General features: G+C 44.8%; 16 protein-coding genes. 4 read left to right on the forward strand and 12 right to left on the reverse strand.

The window, feature by feature from the left end; all coding sequences use genetic code 11:
* Positions 1-59: 59 nt before the first annotated feature.
* From mdtI to zwf, 3 genes are all read right to left on the reverse strand, one after another.
* On the reverse strand, positions 60-392 hold the full coding sequence (gene mdtI, locus Xkoz_RS09020) for a multidrug/spermidine efflux SMR transporter subunit MdtI (RefSeq protein WP_099141843.1): 333 nt from the start codon (positions 390-392) through the stop codon (positions 60-62).
* Between the two features lies 1 nt (position 393).
* The gene (gene mdtJ / locus Xkoz_RS09025; protein ID WP_099141844.1) at positions 394-804 is read right to left on the reverse strand and encodes a multidrug/spermidine efflux SMR transporter subunit MdtJ; all 411 of its coding nucleotides are present in this window, start codon (positions 802-804) and stop codon (positions 394-396) included.
* Positions 805-1434: 630 nt separating this feature from the next.
* Positions 1435-2910, reverse strand: coding sequence for a glucose-6-phosphate dehydrogenase (gene zwf / locus Xkoz_RS09030; protein WP_099141845.1), 1476 nt, complete (start codon positions 2908-2910; stop codon positions 1435-1437).
* A 460-nt stretch (positions 2911-3370) separates the two neighbouring features.
* On the opposite strand from zwf, the gene Xkoz_RS09035 reads away from it, so the two are divergent.
* Together Xkoz_RS09035 and pyk are read left to right on the forward strand one after the other, a co-directional pair.
* Entirely contained in the window at positions 3371-4219 is an 849-nt protein-coding gene (locus Xkoz_RS09035) for a MurR/RpiR family transcriptional regulator (protein WP_099141846.1), read from the forward strand.
* A gap of 229 nt (positions 4220-4448) precedes the next feature.
* Positions 4449-5891 (forward strand): pyruvate kinase, encoded by a 1443-nt coding sequence (gene pyk, locus Xkoz_RS09040; RefSeq protein ID WP_099141847.1) that lies wholly within the window; start codon positions 4449-4451, stop codon positions 5889-5891.
* Positions 5892-5984: 93 nt separating this feature from the next.
* On the opposite strand, the gene lpxM is transcribed toward pyk, so the two are convergent.
* The 3 genes from lpxM to znuA all read right to left on the reverse strand — a co-directional run bounded on the left by lpxM (position 5985) and on the right by znuA (position 9388).
* Positions 5985-6953 (reverse strand): lauroyl-Kdo(2)-lipid IV(A) myristoyltransferase, encoded by a 969-nt coding sequence (gene lpxM, locus Xkoz_RS09045; RefSeq protein WP_099141848.1) that lies wholly within the window; start codon positions 6951-6953, stop codon positions 5985-5987.
* A 123-nt stretch (positions 6954-7076) separates the two neighbouring features.
* Entirely contained in the window at positions 7077-8390 is a 1314-nt protein-coding gene (mepM, locus tag Xkoz_RS09050) for a murein DD-endopeptidase MepM (protein WP_099141849.1), read from the reverse strand.
* A gap of 20 nt (positions 8391-8410) precedes the next feature.
* A complete protein-coding gene (znuA, locus tag Xkoz_RS09055; RefSeq protein WP_099141850.1) occupies positions 8411-9388 on the reverse strand; it encodes a zinc ABC transporter substrate-binding protein ZnuA in 978 nt (325 codons plus the stop codon).
* 76 nt (positions 9389-9464) lie between these two features.
* Between znuA and znuC the strand changes: the two genes are divergently transcribed.
* Positions 9465-10223 (forward strand): zinc ABC transporter ATP-binding protein ZnuC, encoded by a 759-nt coding sequence (znuC, locus tag Xkoz_RS09060; RefSeq protein WP_099141938.1) that lies wholly within the window; start codon positions 9465-9467, stop codon positions 10221-10223.
* A complete protein-coding gene (znuB, locus tag Xkoz_RS09065) occupies positions 10220-11005 on the forward strand; it encodes a zinc ABC transporter permease subunit ZnuB (RefSeq protein ID WP_099141851.1) in 786 nt (261 codons plus the stop codon). The genes znuC and znuB overlap by 4 nt, the downstream gene beginning before the upstream one ends.
* 130 nt (positions 11006-11135) lie before the next feature.
* Here znuB and ruvB read toward each other — a convergent pair whose 3' ends face one another.
* The 6 genes from ruvB to aspS all read right to left on the reverse strand — a co-directional run bounded on the left by ruvB (position 11136) and on the right by aspS (position 16469).
* The gene (ruvB, locus tag Xkoz_RS09070) at positions 11136-12143 is read right to left on the reverse strand and encodes a Holliday junction branch migration DNA helicase RuvB (RefSeq protein ID WP_099141852.1); all 1008 of its coding nucleotides are present in this window, start codon (positions 12141-12143) and stop codon (positions 11136-11138) included.
* A gap of 16 nt (positions 12144-12159) precedes the next feature.
* Positions 12160-12774 (reverse strand): Holliday junction branch migration protein RuvA, encoded by a 615-nt coding sequence (gene ruvA / locus Xkoz_RS09075; RefSeq protein WP_099141853.1) that lies wholly within the window; start codon positions 12772-12774, stop codon positions 12160-12162.
* A 78-nt stretch (positions 12775-12852) separates the two neighbouring features.
* Positions 12853-13374: a crossover junction endodeoxyribonuclease RuvC gene (gene ruvC / locus Xkoz_RS09080; protein ID WP_099141854.1), complete on the reverse strand. Its 522-nt coding sequence runs from the start codon at positions 13372-13374 to the stop codon at positions 12853-12855.
* Between the two features lie 117 nt (positions 13375-13491).
* Positions 13492-14235, reverse strand: coding sequence for a YebC/PmpR family DNA-binding transcriptional regulator (locus Xkoz_RS09085; RefSeq protein ID WP_099141855.1), 744 nt, complete (start codon positions 14233-14235; stop codon positions 13492-13494).
* A gap of 30 nt (positions 14236-14265) precedes the next feature.
* On the reverse strand, positions 14266-14700 hold the full coding sequence (nudB, locus tag Xkoz_RS09090; RefSeq protein WP_099141856.1) for a dihydroneopterin triphosphate diphosphatase: 435 nt from the start codon (positions 14698-14700) through the stop codon (positions 14266-14268).
* Positions 14700-16469, reverse strand: a complete 1770-nt coding sequence (gene aspS, locus Xkoz_RS09095; protein WP_099141857.1) for an aspartate--tRNA ligase — start codon at positions 16467-16469, stop codon at positions 14700-14702. Before aspS ends, nudB begins: the two co-directional genes overlap by 1 nt.
* Between the last annotated feature and the right edge of the window lie 114 nt (positions 16470-16583).

A 16583-nucleotide genomic window follows, 5' to 3' on the forward strand; every position in this document is an offset into this window, starting at 1 on the left:
GAGTGATTGCCCGTTCAATGCCATCTTTAGAAATGAATTTAAGGTATGGAGCGTAAAAATTAAGCCATCTTAATCATAATCATGCCAATCAACAGCAGCACAATTCCACTCCATCCCTTAAAATTCAGTCGTTGGTTAAACATTATCCATCCGGCGGCCATGGTGGCAATAATGCCGAATGCTCCCCATAGAGCATAAGCAATGGAAAGCTCAATTCCCTTCACTGCCTGAGCCAATGCACTGAATGCCCCCAAAACAGCAAGCAGAGATAAAATACCCATCCAAAAACGCTGAAAGCCATTGGATAATTTTAATAAAATATTTGCCACAATTTCCAAAACAACCGCCAAAACCAGGAATGCACCATGCCACCATTCAAAGTGATTTAGCATATCATGCCTCCTTGATTTGCTTGCTCAAAGTACCGCTTAATGCCCTTGATGGATGATTCCTGGAAGTATTGTTTGAAGCGTTGCTCTGGTTTTTTTTCACTCCCATTTTTATCAAGGCAATGCCAGCTATCAACAATGTCAAACCACCAATTTTCATCAATGACAGTGACTCATTGAACCACACGACACTAAAAGTGGTAATGACCAAGATCCCAATACCTTCCCAAAGCGCATAAGCCACGCCCAATGCCACTTTTTTCACAGCAAGTGCCAGCAAGATATAAGAAGTTGTGATCATGGTGTACATCACGATCATACCTGTGACATCACCCGAAACGTTGGCTTGTTTCATTGACAGAGTACCAATCACTTCTGTCATAATCGCCAGTACAAGAAACACCCAATAAATCATTTTTTTCTCCTGAACACACTGATAAGCATGCCAAGATATCAAGCTATAAATACCAACAGATCAGCCGCAAATATCATTACGCAATATCAAAACCAAACTGACTTTTTAGCGAAATATTTTGGCAAATAAGAATTGCCGGTGAAGAACCGGTTATCAGGAGAAGGCCCTAAAGGGCGCCGCACCAGTAGTGCTCACTGGATAAGATAGTTGAGAGGAAAAAGACATGGGTACAACGTTGAATTTTGTTACTATGTTGAATGTTGACGCTTTTGGCGCTATTCATGATATTTTTATTCTTTCATCACACGACAACCCCCTGACAAGCGGTCTAACTACGCGTGATATACTACGAACCCTCATATTTGTGCATTAATGTCACATTTCTACCACAACCAAAAATAAAAAGCAATAGTTTTTATTGGGTTAGTCAAACCTCACTTTGAGTCAGAGGTGGAGTAAAAAATTCGTTAGATTAAAAATTGCAGGAAGCTCCCTTACTCCTCGCGTCGCGAGGAGTAAGGGCTGTACTGAATTTGAGTGTCCCACTACGATGAAAGGCTATATATTTAATAAAATCCCCGTCGGGGATTTTATTAATGCATATTTTTGTGCAAACTAACAACACGCAGGCTATTCAAACTCATTCCATGAGCGACCATCGCGCGTAATCATCGCGATAGAAGCCACGGGTCCCCAGGTGCCTGCCTGATAAGGTTTCGGGGGTTCATTATCTGCCGCCCATGCATCCATAATGGAATCCACCCACTTCCATGCTTCTTCGACTTCATCACGACGGACAAACAGCGCCTGAATGCCGCGCATCGCTTCCAGCAATAATCTTTCATAAGCATCAGCAAGGTGCGTCTGGTTAAATGTTTCGGAGAAACTCAGATCCAGTTTGGTCGTTTGCAAACGATGTTTATGTTCCAGTCCCGGTGCTTTATTTAGCACTTCAATATCAATGCCTTCATCTGGCTGTAAACGGATCGTCAATTTGTTTTGCGGCAATTGCTGGTAAGATTCAGCAAACAGATTCAGGGGAGGCTCTTTGAAGTAGACAACAACTTCAGAACACTTAGCCGGTAGACGTTTTCCGGTTCTCAGGTAGAAAGGTACACCAGACCAGCGCCAATCATCAATATCGACCCGTATCGACACAAAGGTTTCTGTTTTACTGGCTTTATTTGCGCCCTCTTCTTCCAGATAACCAGGCACTTTCTGACCATGCACAAAACCCGCGGTATATTGTCCGCGAACTGTTTTTTCCCTGACGTTGGTCTGATCAATCCGGCGTAATGAACGCAACACTTTCACTTTCTCATCGCGAATACGATCGGCGGTCAAATCGGCGGGTGGAGACATGGCAATCATAGTCAGAATTTGCAGAAGATGATTCTGGATCATGTCACGCATCTGCCCTGCCTGATCGAAATAGCCCCAACGCCCTTCGATACCCACTTCCTCGGCAACGGTAATTTGTACATGGTCAATCGTGTGATGATCCCAATTATTGACAAACAGTGAGTTGGCAAAACGCAGCGCCAACAAGTTTAATACCGTTTCTTTCCCCAGATAATGGTCAATGCGATAAATTTGGCTCTCATTGAAATATTTTGCAACTTCATCATTGATCGCTTTGGAAGAAGCAAGATCTGTTCCCAGTGGTTTTTCCATCACGACACGATTGGGTTCCGTATTCAGCCCCGCAGCCCCTAACCCATGACAGACTGCTCCAAACGTACTTGGCGGCATGGCAAAATAGTGAATAGCAGGCAACTCATTCTTATTAAGTCTTTTTGCCAATTCGGTAAAATGCTCTGTTTCATTGACGTCCAAATTACAAAATTCCAGACGTGAACTGAGCTTTTTCCACAATTCTGAATCTGGTTTCTCGGACATAAACGTAACCAGCGCTTCTTCAACGACTTTGGTATAGGCTTTTTTATCCCAGTCAGCTCGGCCAACGCCAATAATTCGGGTATCAGGATGGATATACCCCGCTTTTTCCAACTGGTAAAGGGAAGGCATTAATTTCCGGCGTGCTAAGTCTCCTTTCGCCCCAAAAATTACCAAATTACAAGCCTGAGCTGTAGACGTCACCGCCATGTTGCATCTCCTCAATTACGGGATATTGTAATTTTTTTACAGAACCTGTGGGTAATGTACTCTTTTGGTTATATACAGTAAACACTGATTATTCATGTCATTCTTCGTATTTCACGTTGCGATTGGGTTAGTGACAAGATGAAATCTATTTGGCACAGTCTATTAAACAACCACTCTGCTATTTTCTGTTTACTGCTTTCACCTCCACGATAGTTTTGTATCCACTAACAATATGATTGTAATTTATACCAAACGGTGACTATCAACTGAAAATTTACAACGATTAAGAAGTAATCTTACCAAGTTGAAAGTTAGACACTTGTCATACTTTCATGAAAAATCCCACGTTATCCGGTTATTGCCACTGCCAGCTTTCAATAACAAGTAGTATATTTTCATGAAAATGACATAGATTTCTCCTGTTAATGAAATCGTTAAAACCGAGGTTAAACTTCGTTTTATGAACACACTGGAACGGCTCCAAAATAGTCTTGATGTTTTGAGTAAGTCAGAGAAAAAGGTTGCTCAGGTCATCCTTGCTTCACCACAAACGGCCATCCATTCAAGCATTGCCACTCTGGCTAAAATGGCGAATGTGAGTGAACCGACGGTTAATCGCTTCTGCCGTCGCCTTAATACCAAAGGATTTCCTGACTTTAAATTGCATCTGGCACAGAGCCTCGCCAATGGTACACCTTATGTGAACCGCAATGTGGAAGAAAGTGACAGCGTCACCTCCTATACAAATAAAATTTTCGAATCCGTCATGGCAAATCTGGAAACGGTCAAAAATAATCTGGATATTGCGGCAATTAACCGCGCAGTTGACCTTCTGACACAGGCCAGGAAGCTCTCTTTTTTCGGTTTGGGGGCGTCAGCCGCTGTAGCCCATGATGCCATGAACAAATTTTTTCGCTTCAATATTCCAGTGACCTATTTTGACGATATTGTGATGCAACGAATGAGCTGCATTAACAGTAGCGAAGGTGATGTTGTTGTGCTTATCTCCCATACCGGAAGAACAAAAAGCCTCGTAGAAATTGCCAAACTGGCTCGCGAGAACGATGCAACAGTCATCGCCATCACTTCAACAGGTTCCCCATTGGCACACGAAGCTACTCTCCCCATTCTGCTGGATGTGCCTGAAGATACAGATATTTATATGCCTATGGTTTCAAGGATTGCTCAATTAACCATTATTGATGTGCTGGCAACGGGCTTTACACTGCGCCGAGGCTCAAAATTCAGGGATAATTTGAAGAGGGTCAAAGAAGCATTGCGCAATTCACGGTTTGATAAGCATGAATAAACCAGAAAATAGACTGTGTTTTTGTTCACTATTTATCAACTCTCCAGACTGATAGCATAGGTAGACTTCTCCTCATCTGCCTATTTGCAGTATGGAGTTAATGTTCAATAAATTTAAAGGTTATCCTACGGTAACCGAAAACTCATATACCCAATGGGTTTCGAGTTATAGCCCAACGACGCTGCAACCTGAAAAACAAAGGGTATATCACAGGTCAACGGAGTAATACATGTCCAGACGGCTCAGAAGAACAAAAATCGTCACTACACTTGGCCCGGCTACAGATCGTGACAACAATCTGGAAAAAATTATCAAAGCGGGAGCCAACGTCGTCCGCCTTAATTTCTCCCACGGCACAGCGGAAGATCACATTCAACGTGCTAACAAAGTGCGCGAAATTGCTGCCCGTTTAGGTTGTCACGTTGCTGTCCTCGGTGATCTTCAAGGGCCTAAAATACGCATATCCACATTTAAGGAAGGCAAAATTTTCCTGAATGTTGGGGATAAATTCTTGTTGGATGCCAATCTGGGTAAGGGAGAGGGAAATAAAGAAAAAGTCGGTATTGACTATAAAGGGTTACCCTCTGATGTAACGGCGGGTGACATACTGCTATTGGACGATGGTCGCGTTCAATTAAAAATCCTGGATGTTCAGGGTATGAAAGTTTTTACGCAGGTGACTGTAGGTGGCCCTCTTTCCAACAATAAAGGCATCAATAAACTAGGGGGCGGGTTATCGGCCGAAGCACTGACGATAAAAGATAAGGAAGATATCATCACAGCAGCCAGCATTGGTGTTGATTATCTTGCGGTTTCTTTCCCTCGTTCAGGTGAAGATTTGAATTATGCGCGCCGTCTCGCACGGGATGCCGGCTGTGAAACCCAAATTGTCGCAAAAGTTGAGCGAGCAGAAGCCGTCAGCAGTGACGAAATTATCGATGAAATCATTCTGGCGTCAGATGTTGTCATGGTCGCTCGTGGTGATCTCGGTGTTGAGATCGGTGATCCTGAACTGGTTGGTGTACAGAAAAAATTGATCCGCCGTGCTCGCCAACTGAATCGTGTCGTGATTACTGCCACGCAAATGATGGAATCCATGATCACCAATCCTATGCCAACACGCGCTGAAGTCATGGATGTCGCCAATGCAGTACTGGATGGCACTGATGCTGTTATGCTCTCTGCCGAAACAGCGGCAGGCCAATACCCTGCGGAAACCGTTGCCGCTATGGCGCAAGTGTGTATTGGGGCGGAAAAAATGCCAAGCGTCAATGTCTCTAAGCATCGCCTGGATATTACATTTGATAGCATCGAAGAAGCGATTGCAATGTCTACCATGTATGCCGCCAATCATCTAAAAGGCGTCAAGGCAATTATTGCTATGACTGAATCTGGCCGCACAGCTCGCATGATGTCCCGCATTAGTTCAGGCCTGCCTATCTTCTCCATGTCTCGCCATGAATCAACCTTAAACCGTACAGCCCTTTATCGTGGAGTGACACCCGTTTATTGCAGTTCGCACACAGATGGGATCGCGGCGGCAAACGAAGCGGTGAATCGCCTGCGTGATAAAGGTTATCTCATCTCTGGGGATTTGGTACTCGTCACCCAGGGTGATCAGATGGGAACTATTGGCAGCACCAATACCTGTCGCGTACTTGAAGTAGAATAATTATACCGAATATAGGGCTGTTACTATCACAGCCCTATTTTACCAATAAGTTAAGTCATAGCCTGGAGCCAACAACTACCATCATGCTTTCAATCACAGATCTTCCCTTTTATAAGGTTCAATGTCCCCTTCTTTGCGCGTCTTAAGCAATTTTAAGATCCAAGTGTATTGCTCAGGATTAGGCTCCACCAATGCCTCCAACTCCTCATTCATTCGGCGAGCAATATAGGCATCGTCCTGCCCTGCAATATCATCCATTGGTGGACGGATATAAATATCTAACTGATGGGTCTGGTAATTATAAACCGGAAATAAAGGAACAACGGTTGCGCGACAAACTTTCATTAAACGCCCAAGCGCAGGTAATGTCGCCTTATAAGTGGCAAAAAAATCGACAAATTCGCTATGTTCTTCACCATGATCCTGATCAGGCAAATAATAGCCCCAAAAGCCTTCACGCACTGAAGAAATAAAGGGTTTAATGCCTGCATCACGGGAATGTAAACGTCCACCAAAGTGATTACGCGCTTTATTCCATAAGTAATCCGCTACAGGGTTACTTTGATGGTGAAACATGCCCGATATTTTCTGTCCACGTGCAATCAATAACATAGCCGGGATATCAACAGACCAACCATGTGGAACCATAAAAATCACATTCTTGCCTTGGGCTTTTAAGGATTGAATGATCTCTTCGCCATGCCATTGGGTACGTTCAAGTGTCGCTTTTTCACCCCTAAGGCAGAGTTCCGCCAACATCACAAATGATTGGGGGGCGGTAGCAAACATGCGATCAATCAACTCTTCGCGCTGTTGTTCTGTTAATTCAGGCAAACAGTAAATTAAATTGATTTTCGCCCTGCGACGAGCACTTTTCGCTTTCCTGCCCGCCCAAACTCCAATCCTGGCTAACAATGGATCACGCCATTTTACAGGGACATACGATAATCCTGCCAATATTCCCACGCCAGCCCAAAGCCCCCAATAACGGGGATGTAAATAAGCTCGATGAAACCGAGGGACATACCCCAACTTACTATCTGTATCTTTTTCTTTATTCATGAGCTAACTCTGATAATTTCAACACTTGATTTTAAGGCTCAAGTTTACAACAAAAAATAATATAAAAGCGGATGATAGTAATCATCCGCTTTTATATCTGTCAATAATCAAAAGTTGGTGCACTTAATCCAGCAACAATTGGGGCTTAATCTCCTTAACCATTGCCGTATATTCCGCACGCTCTTTGCCACTCAGCCCACCAGAGCGCGGTAATTTTGCCGTAAGCGGATTCACCGGCCGCTGATTATCCCAGAATTCAAAATGCAGATGTGGTCCTGTTGAACGCCCGGTACTTCCTGATAGCGCAATACGTTCACCTCGTTTCACTTTTTGGCCTGGTTTTACCAAAATTTTCCTCAAGTGCATGTATCGTGTTGTATATTGGCGACCATGCCGAATGGCGATGAAATTACCTGCTGCACCATCAAACTTGGCTACAACAACTTCACCATCACCGACTGCCATAACCGGGGTTCCTACCGGCATAGCAAAATCAACCCCTTTATGTGATGTGATCCTGCCTGTTACCGGATTTAAACGATGGGGATTGAAAGAAGAGGATACCCTAAATTGTTTAGTTGTAGGAAAACGCAGAAAGCCACGTTCCAGACCGGAAGCATTACTGTCATAGAAACGACCGTCATCGGCACGGAAGGCATAATAATCGTCACCACCACTCTGTAAGCGAACACCTAGCAATTGGCTCTGTTCACTTTTTCCATCAAGCATTTCACGGGACATCAGTACAGAAAAACGATCGCCTTTACGCAATTTGCGGAAATCTATCTGCCATTGCAACGCTTTTGTCACTTCTCTGGCTTCACTGCTTGTTAATCCAGCAATCAAGGCACTGCTATTAAAACTGCCATCGACTGTACCTGTAATGACACTGTTTTTCCATTCTCCCTTTTGGAATTCCTGCGTTTCGTTGAAAATATCCCCTTCGCGGGTATAAACGCGAGTTTCACGTCGTGATATATCCCATGTCAGCGTTTTTAAATTCCCATTATCGTCAGTCGTCCACGATAATGACTGACCAATACCTAGGTTACGCAATATCTTATATCGGTTTGCTAATAAAGCGACATCGGAGGAATCAATGCCGAACTGAGTTAAAATTGAACTCAGGGTATCACCACTGGAAACAACGTATTGATGCGGGATATTTGCTGTTGTGTCAGCAGAACTGCCATCGTCATCCTCAATACCTTCATTGGGAAACTGTTCATCAGTATCCCCAGCAACATCATCTGTTGCTTCTGGGATACTATCAGAAGTACTGAGAATGATACTACCTGTTCGTTCTTGTTCATGGTAAACAACAGGCCGCCATATCGCGATAGCCAAAGTGACCAGCGTTAAAGATCCAAGCATGATCTTGTGTGGTTTGGGCAGGTTGTTGTATACCAGAACGATAGTTTTAGCTATCTGCTGCACTAATAAAATTCCTTATTGTACTAATTCAGGCAGCTCGCGTATTGTTTCGATAGTTGAGTTATAAATTTCATATAACTATCTTTGTCCAATGCGATGCCACTCCCTAAAGGGTCAAGTATTCCGATACGCACATCAGTACCTTTTGCTACGGCATGAATAACGGCTGGCCTGAATTGAGGTTCAGCAAAAATACACTTCGCTTTTTGCTCAACCAATTGTGTTCGTATTTTGTGTAATCTCTGCGCGCCAGGTTGTATTTCAGGATTAACCGTAAACACACCTAACGGAGCCAATTGGTAATGTTTTTCAAAATAGCCATATGCATCATGAAAAACAAAATAGCCCTGTCTTCGTATGGGCTTTAAAACATTAGCAATATTCTTATCAGTTTGTGCAAGCTGTCCATTGAATTTACGTAGGTTTACTTCTAATTGCTGTTTTCGTTGAGGATACTGCTCAAGTAGCTGATCATAGATTGCCTGGGCGGCTTTTTCCGCAATTTCTGGAGAAAGCCAAATATGCATATTATATTCGCCGTGATGATGATGTTCGTGATCTTCCTCATGTTTATGCTGATACGATTCAGTATAATGAACATTATTCTCGTCACTATTCTTTAATACTTCACTGTTTTTCAATAATAATGGCTTAATGGTAGATAATTCAGCCAATGCCAGTTGTTTATTTCTTTCAATTTTAGCGATCGGTTTTGCTAAAAAAGTTTCCATATCCGGCCCAATCCAAACAACCAAATCAGCTTGATTAATTTTCTGTACATCCAGAGGCCGTAGCGCATAATCATGTGGAGATGCGCCATCAGGCAGCAGTACCTGAGTATTGGTCACACCATCAGCGATGGCCGCAGCAATAAAACCTAATGGACGAATAGACGTGACAACATCTGCCTGCGCAGAGCCACTCGCGCCTGCCACTAACACAGCCGCTAATGCAGCCTTACGAAAAAATTTATGCGCGTATTTCTGTGAGTTGTGTAACATAATATGAATATTCCATGCAGAAAATCGAATAATGTTATATTATAACATTCCAATGATTCTGCAAGACACTTTTAACTTGTCAACTATGATCACCTTAAAAAACATTACCGTTGAATTTGGTCACCGCAAGGTATTAAACAACATCTCATTCAATCTCAAGCAAGGGAAAATTCTGACCCTAATCGGCCCAAACGGGGCGGGAAAATCGACATTGGTTCGTGTCGTTCTTGGTTTAATCCAACCCACTTCGGGCACTATCGAGCAAAACCCTGCGCTGAGAATTGGTTATGTTCCGCAAAAACTTAACCTTGATCCCACCCTGCCCCTGACTGTTAAACGCTTTATGCTGCTAAGGCCCAATGTGAAACCCGCCGATATCATGGCGGTATTAAATCGGGTCAAGGCTGTTCATTTACTGGAACACCCCATGCAAAAGCTGTCTGGTGGAGAGACTCAGCGAGTGTTACTTGCCAGAGCCTTACTTAACCAACCCCAGCTTTTGGTTCTTGATGAACCCACACAAGGTGTTGATGTCAACGGGCAACTGGCACTTTACGATTTAATTAATCAAATCAGGGCAGAGCTTGATTGCGCTGTACTTATGGTATCCCATGACCTGCACTTAGTGATGGCGAAAACAGACGAAGTTTTATGCCTTAATCAACACATTTGCTGCTCTGGCACACCCGAAGTCGTGGCAATGCATCCAGAGTTCATTGCCATGTTTGGGCGTCATGGTGCAGAACAACTGGCAGTTTACCGCCATCACCACAATCATCATCATGACCTTAAAGGAAAAGTTATTTTGAAAAATAATGGGGGATCACGTCGATGATTGAGTTATTGCTCCCTGGCTGGCTGGCCGGTATCTTTTTGGCCATTGCCGCAGGACCTCTTGGTTCTTTTGTTGTTTGGCGCAGGATGTCCTATTTTGGCGATACACTGGCACACGCATCATTGCTTGGGGTTGCATTCGGTTTCTTACTGAATGTCAATCCATTTTATGCCGTTATTGCGGTTACGCTTATCTTGGCGACGATTTTAGTTTGGCTGGAAAAACGGCCGCAATTGGCAGTTGATACATTATTAGGCATTTTGGCTCACAGCTCCCTGTCGCTGGGTTTGGTTGTCGTTAGTTTTATGACCAGTGTCAGGGTCGATCTCATGGCTTATTTATTTGGCGATTTATTGTCTGTGACTTATGAAGATCTCTGGATGATTGCATCGGGTGTTGCGATTGTGACCGGATTACTGATATGGCAGTGGCGTGCCCTGTTATCAATGACAGTCAGTCAAGATCTGGCTTTTGTCGATGGCATAAAAATCCAACGTCTGCGTGTTCTGCTGATGTTAGTAACAGCTCTAACCATCGGGCTGGCAATGAAATTTGTCGGGGCGTTAATTATCACATCCCTGCTAATTATCCCTGCCGCTACTTCCCGTCGTTTCTCCCGCACGCCTGAACAAATGGCGGCTTTTGCAATTATTGTCGGGATGCTTTCTGTGACGGGCGGGTTAACCTTATCGGCATTTTATAACACACCGGCAGGGCCTTCCGTTGTACTTTGTTCGGCAGTGTTATTTGCATTGAGTTTAACGAGCAAGGCAAGAAGCTGATATTGATCCCCTTTGCCTTTCAATTTGCTGCTTTTTAGTCACAATCCAAATAAAACTAACAAGGGTTATAACTTAGATAAGTTATAACCTTTTTTATGATGAAAGTTATAAGCAAACAATGTAAAGGTTGTTATTCGCTTTCCCTGCTCAATCCAAAATGCCGGTATGCATGATGGGTTGCAATGCGCCCGCGGGGTGTTCTTTGAATAAATCCTTGTTGGATCAGGTAAGGTTCCAGCACATCTTCGATAGTTTCCCGTTCTTCACCGATCGCCGCCGCTAAGTTGTCCAACCCAACGGGACCGCCCATAAATTTATCAATGATGGCAAGCAGCAACTTACGATCAAGATAATCAAACCCGGCTGAATCCACACTCAGCATATCAAGGGCCTGGGAGGCAATATGACTATCAACCGTGCCATTACCTTTCACTTGGGTAAAATCACGTACACGACGCAATAACCGATTGGTAATACGGGGAGTGCCACGGGAACGCATCGCGATCTGCCTGGCGCCATCATCTGAAATATCTAATCCCATATAGCGTGCACTGCGGGAAACGATACTCTGCAAATCATCGACGTTGTAAAATTCAAGGCGCTGTACGATACCAAATCGATCACGTAATGGTGAAGTTAGAGAGCCGGCACGCGTGGTCGCGCCAATCAAAGTAAAGGGAGGGAGATCAATTTTGATGGAGCGAGCCGCAGGCCCTTCGCCAATCATGATATCTAGCTGATAATCTTCCATGGCAGGATAAAGGATCTCTTCCACCACCGGCGATAAACGGTGAATTTCATCAATGAAGAGCACATCATGCGGCTCCAGGTTAGTCAGCATGGCAGCAAGATCCCCCGCCTTTTCCAATACCGGACCCGAAGTGGTACGCAGATTAACCCCCATCTCATTTGCAACAATATTGGCCAGTGTGGTTTTGCCTAATCCGGGGGGACCAAAAATCAATAAATGATCCAGTGCATCACCACGCTGGCGTGCCGCCTGGATAAAAATTTCCATCTGCTCACAGACATGGGGTTGCCCGACATATTCAGCCAGAAACTTCGGCCGAATAGCACGATCAACAACTTCATCATCTTGCAGAATTCCGGCCGAAACCAGACGGTCAGCTTCAATCATCACTTAACTCCTGCGATTACAAAGCCGCACGAAGCGCTTCTCGAATAAGGGTTTCACAATCTGCGCCTGGTTTAGCGATTTTGCTCACCATTCGGCTGGCTTCCTGTGGTTTATAACCCAGGGAAACCAGCGCTGCTGCTGCTGCCTCAATATCGGCAGCGGAATTTGTTTGTTTGGTGGCAACAGGCAAATGAGTATCACTACCTTGGTTAAACAGATCGCCGTTAAGCCCTTTAAAGCGATCTTTCATCTCTACGACCAGCCTTTCTGCCGTTTTTTTGCCAACACCCGGCAACTTAACCAATGAAGTAATCGCTTCTTGCTCTATCGCTGTAACGAATTGTTGGGCAGACATACCTGAAAGGATGGCCAGAGCCAATTTAGGCCCAACGCCATTGACCTTAATCAGTTCACGAAACAGCGCCCGCTCTTGTTTATCATTAAACCCGTATAATAATTGAGCATCTTCGCGCACAATAAATTGGGTAAATAAGATAGCTTCCTGGCCAATTTCAGGCAGTTCATAAAAACAGGTCATTGGCATATGGACTTCATAACCGACACCATTCGTTTCCAATAAAACCAACGGTGGCTGTTTTTCCAACACGGTTCCTCTCAAACGCCCTATCACTGTTTACCCCCTGAAAATAAAATAAATCGTTCCGCTAGCTTATAGCACAAAAAAAGCTGGACGTATATCCAGCACATACTATTTCAGGCGGCCCCGCGTTAAATTTAGTCGCGTATTACCGACCCGAAGTAAATTTTGACTGAAATGGCAATGGGTAATCGCAATCGCCAACGCATCGGCGGCATCGGCCTGCGGATCAGCAGACAATTTCAACATCGAACGTACCATGTGCTGGATCTGGCTTTTTTCAGCCGCGCCCGTCCCGACCACAGTCTGTTTAACCTGACGGGCTGCATATTCAAATACCGGTATTGACTGGTTAGATGCCGCCACAATCGCCACACCACGCGCCTGCCCCAATTTCAAGGCTGAGTCTGCATTTTTTGCCATGAAAACTTGCTCGATAGCAAAAACAGTGGGCTGGAATTGGGTGATGATTTCAGTCACTCCGGCATAGATCTTCTGCAAACGACCGGGTAAGTCATCGACTTTTGTTCGAATACAACCGCTACCGAGATAGATAAGTTGTCGTCCCTGCTGGCGAATAACGCCATATCCCGTGACCCTGGAGCCAGGGTCAATACCAAGAATAATCGTCATATCGAATTATTCACTTAAATTTTGCCTAAATCGGTTCGCCTGTAATATGAGTAAAAACGTTAGAGAAAGTGCCCTGATTTGAGGAACACTTTCTCTACGCTGTGGCATTAATGCCAATTACAGCTGTGCTGCAACCTCATCAGAGATTTCACCATTATGATAAACTTCTTGCACATCGTCAGAATCTTCAAGCATATCGATCAGACGAAGTAATTTAGGCGCAGTTTCTGCATCCAGTTCCGCTTTCGTGGATGGGATCATAGAAACTTCTGCGGAATCTGCCTTGAAGCCGGCTGCATCCAGCGCGTCTTTAACTTCACCAAAAGACTCTGGAGTAGTATAGACGTCAATCGCACCATCATCATAAGTTTCAACATCGTCAGCACCTGCTTCCAACGCGGCTTCCATCACTGCATCTTCATCCAGGCCTGGTGCGTAGGAAATAACCCCTTTTTTGGTGAACAGGTAAGAAACGGAACCGTCAGTCCCCAGGTTACCGCCGGTTTTGGTGAACGCATGGCGAACTTCAGAAACGGTACGGTTACGGTTGTCACTTAAGCATTCCACCATCACCGCTGTACCACCAGGGCCATAGCCTTCATAAATGATGGTTTCCATGTTATCTGATTCATCGTTGCCAACACCACGGGCAATCGCACGATTCAATGTATCGCGAGTCATGTTGTTGGACAGCGCTTTATCAATGGCAGCTCGCAAACGTGGATTAGAATCGGGTTCACTGCCGCCCAAGCGTGCAGCCGTCACCAATTCACGGATAATTTTAGTAAAAATCTTACCGCGTTTTGCATCCTGTGCTGCCTTGCGGTGTTTCGTATTGGCCCATTTACTATGACCTGCCATGAAAATATCTCCGATAAAACGTCTTGTAGACTAAATTACAAATTCTTCAATTGCTTGCCGATTGCTCCACGACTTTGTCAATTTAGCTGCTTCTTCCGCAACTAACCATTGATAAGTCAGATGTTCCGTCAGCAAAATCTCGCGTTCCTCAGGTAACGCCAGAGAGAACCAATGCTCTTTATTGCGCGTTACCCCTGGAGCATATCGATGTCGTAAGTGTGAGAAAATCTCATAATAAAGACAGCGTTGACAATCTTTCAGTTCAAGATCCTCATTGATAATATCAATGCCTATCTCTTCCTGAACTTCGCGTAACGCCGCTTCACACGGTTTTTCATCCCTTTCAAGGCTACCTGTCACGGATTGCCAAAACTCAGGATCGTCCCGTCGCTGTAGCATCAGCACCCTTTTGCTGTCAACGGCATAAATCATAACCAGTACAGATTCAGGGCGCTTATAAGCCATTATTTGCTCTCTTTTTTAACCACAGAAATAGCCAGTTCTTCCAGTGCTGCTGAGCTAGCTGGGCTTGGCGCATCGGTCATCAGACATGCGGCGGCGGTTGTTTTCGGGAAAGCGATCACATCACGAATATTATCAGTATCTGTCAGTAGCATGACGAGGCGATCTAAGCCGAAAGCCAGACCAGCGTGTGGTGGCGTACCGTATTTCAGCGCATTCAACAGGAAACCAAATTTCTCCTGTTGTTCTTGCTCATTGATACCCAAAATACGGAATACAACTTGCTGCATTTCATTGCGATGGATACGGACAGACCCCCCACCCACTTCATAGCCATTGATAACCATGTCGTAAGCGTTCGCGGTAGCCGATTCTGGGTTACTTTCCAGCTCAGCCGCCGACATATCGCGCGGAGCAGTAAATGGATGGTGCATTGCCGTCAAGCCACCTTCCCCGTTGTCTTCGAACATGGGGAAGTCAACAACCCACAGCGGCTTCCAGCTTGCCAAATCGGTGATATTCAAGTCGCGTCCCAATTTCAGGCGCAGCGCCCCCATCGCATCAGTGACAATATTTTTCTGGTCAGCGCCGAAGAACAGGATATCACCATCCTGTGCATGGGTACGGGACAACAGGCCTTCGACCACCTCCACAGACAGGAACTTGGCAATCGGGCTTTGTACCCCTTCCAGACCCGCGGCACGATCATTAACTTTCATCCATGCCAAACCCTTCGCACCATAGATGCCAACAAATTTACCGTACTCATCAATTTGCTTGCGGCTTAGCTCTGCCCCGCCAGGTACACAAATCGCGGCAACACGACCTTTCGGATTGTTTGCCGGTTCTGCAAAAACAGAGAATTCCACGTCTTTAACCAGATCGGCAATATCCACTAATTCCAGAGGGTTACGCAAGTCGGGTTTATCCGAACCAAAACGACGCATAGCTTCTTCGAATGTCATGGTCGGGAAACTACCCAAATCAACGCCTTTTGCCTCCAGCCACAATTCGCGGATCATTTTCTCCATGATTTCACGAACTTGTTCAGCGGTCATAAATGAGGTTTCAACATCGATCTGGGTAAATTCAGGTTGGCGATCGGCACGTAAGTCTTCATCGCGGAAGCATTTTACAATCTGATAATAACGGTCGAAACCGGACATCATCAAAAGCTGTTTGAAAAGTTGTGGGGACTGCGGTAGTGCATAAAATTCGCCTTTATGAACACGGCTTGGCACTAAATAGTCACGCGCACCTTCTGGCGTTGCTTTAGTCAGCATTGGGGTTTCAACATCGATGAAACCTGCTTCATCCATAAAACGACGCACAAAACTGGTGATCTTTGCACGGGTTTTCAAACGCCGTGACATCTCAGGGCGACGCAGGTCAAGATAGCGGTATTTCAGACGCTGCTCTTCGCTGTTGTTCTGGTTGCTGTCCAGTGGCAATGGTTCTGAGCGGTTGAAAATCATCAAACTTTCTGCGAAAACTTCAATTTCGCCAGTGACCATGTCTTTGTTGATTTGGTTATCAGGGCGCGCACGCACGACCCCCGTAATTTGAATACAAAATTCATTACGCAGTTCAGAAGCCTGAGCAAAGACCTCTTTCTGGTCTGGGTCAAAAAATACCTGAACGATACCCTCGCGATCTCGCATATCAATGAAGATCAAGCCACCTAAATCACGGCGACGATTTACCCACCCACAAAGAGTTACTTTCTGGCCTTCATGGGCCAGGCTTAACTGCCCACAATAATTAGTACGCATACAATATCCTTTTACTCAGCTCGTTATGCTTTCTGCTGCGGAAATTTTGGCATTGTTCTTTTTTAAAAAAGAATGGCAAAAAGGCCGTTATTATACTGGAAATTCTAACCGTAG

Source organism: Xenorhabdus kozodoii (genome assembly GCF_002632875.1).
In the GTDB taxonomy this organism is placed as follows: Bacteria; Pseudomonadota; Gammaproteobacteria; order Enterobacterales; family Enterobacteriaceae; genus Xenorhabdus; species Xenorhabdus kozodoii.

Coding starts and splice junctions, on each gene's coding strand:
- mdtI (WP_099141843.1), bottom strand. CDS start 392: ATGCTAAATCACTTTGAATGGTGGCATGGTGCATTCCTGGTTTTGGCG.
- mdtJ (WP_099141844.1), bottom strand. CDS start 804: ATGATTTATTGGGTGTTTCTTGTACTGGCGATTATGACAGAAGTGATT.
- zwf (WP_099141845.1), bottom strand. CDS start 2,910: ATGGCGGTGACGTCTACAGCTCAGGCTTGTAATTTGGTAATTTTTGGG.
- Xkoz_RS09035 (WP_099141846.1), top strand. CDS start 3,371: ATGAACACACTGGAACGGCTCCAAAATAGTCTTGATGTTTTGAGTAAG.
- pyk (WP_099141847.1), top strand. CDS start 4,449: ATGTCCAGACGGCTCAGAAGAACAAAAATCGTCACTACACTTGGCCCG.
- lpxM (WP_099141848.1), bottom strand. CDS start 6,953: ATGAATAAAGAAAAAGATACAGATAGTAAGTTGGGGTATGTCCCTCGG.
- znuA (WP_099141850.1), bottom strand. CDS start 9,388: ATGTTACACAACTCACAGAAATACGCGCATAAATTTTTTCGTAAGGCT.
- znuB (WP_099141851.1), top strand. CDS start 10,220: ATGATTGAGTTATTGCTCCCTGGCTGGCTGGCCGGTATCTTTTTGGCC.
- ruvB (WP_099141852.1), bottom strand. CDS start 12,143: ATGATTGAAGCTGACCGTCTGGTTTCGGCCGGAATTCTGCAAGATGAT.
- ruvC (WP_099141854.1), bottom strand. CDS start 13,374: ATGACGATTATTCTTGGTATTGACCCTGGCTCCAGGGTCACGGGATAT.
- Xkoz_RS09085 (WP_099141855.1), bottom strand. CDS start 14,235: ATGGCAGGTCATAGTAAATGGGCCAATACGAAACACCGCAAGGCAGCA.
- nudB (WP_099141856.1), bottom strand. CDS start 14,700: ATGGCTTATAAGCGCCCTGAATCTGTACTGGTTATGATTTATGCCGTT.
- aspS (WP_099141857.1), bottom strand. CDS start 16,469: ATGCGTACTAATTATTGTGGGCAGTTAAGCCTGGCCCATGAAGGCCAG.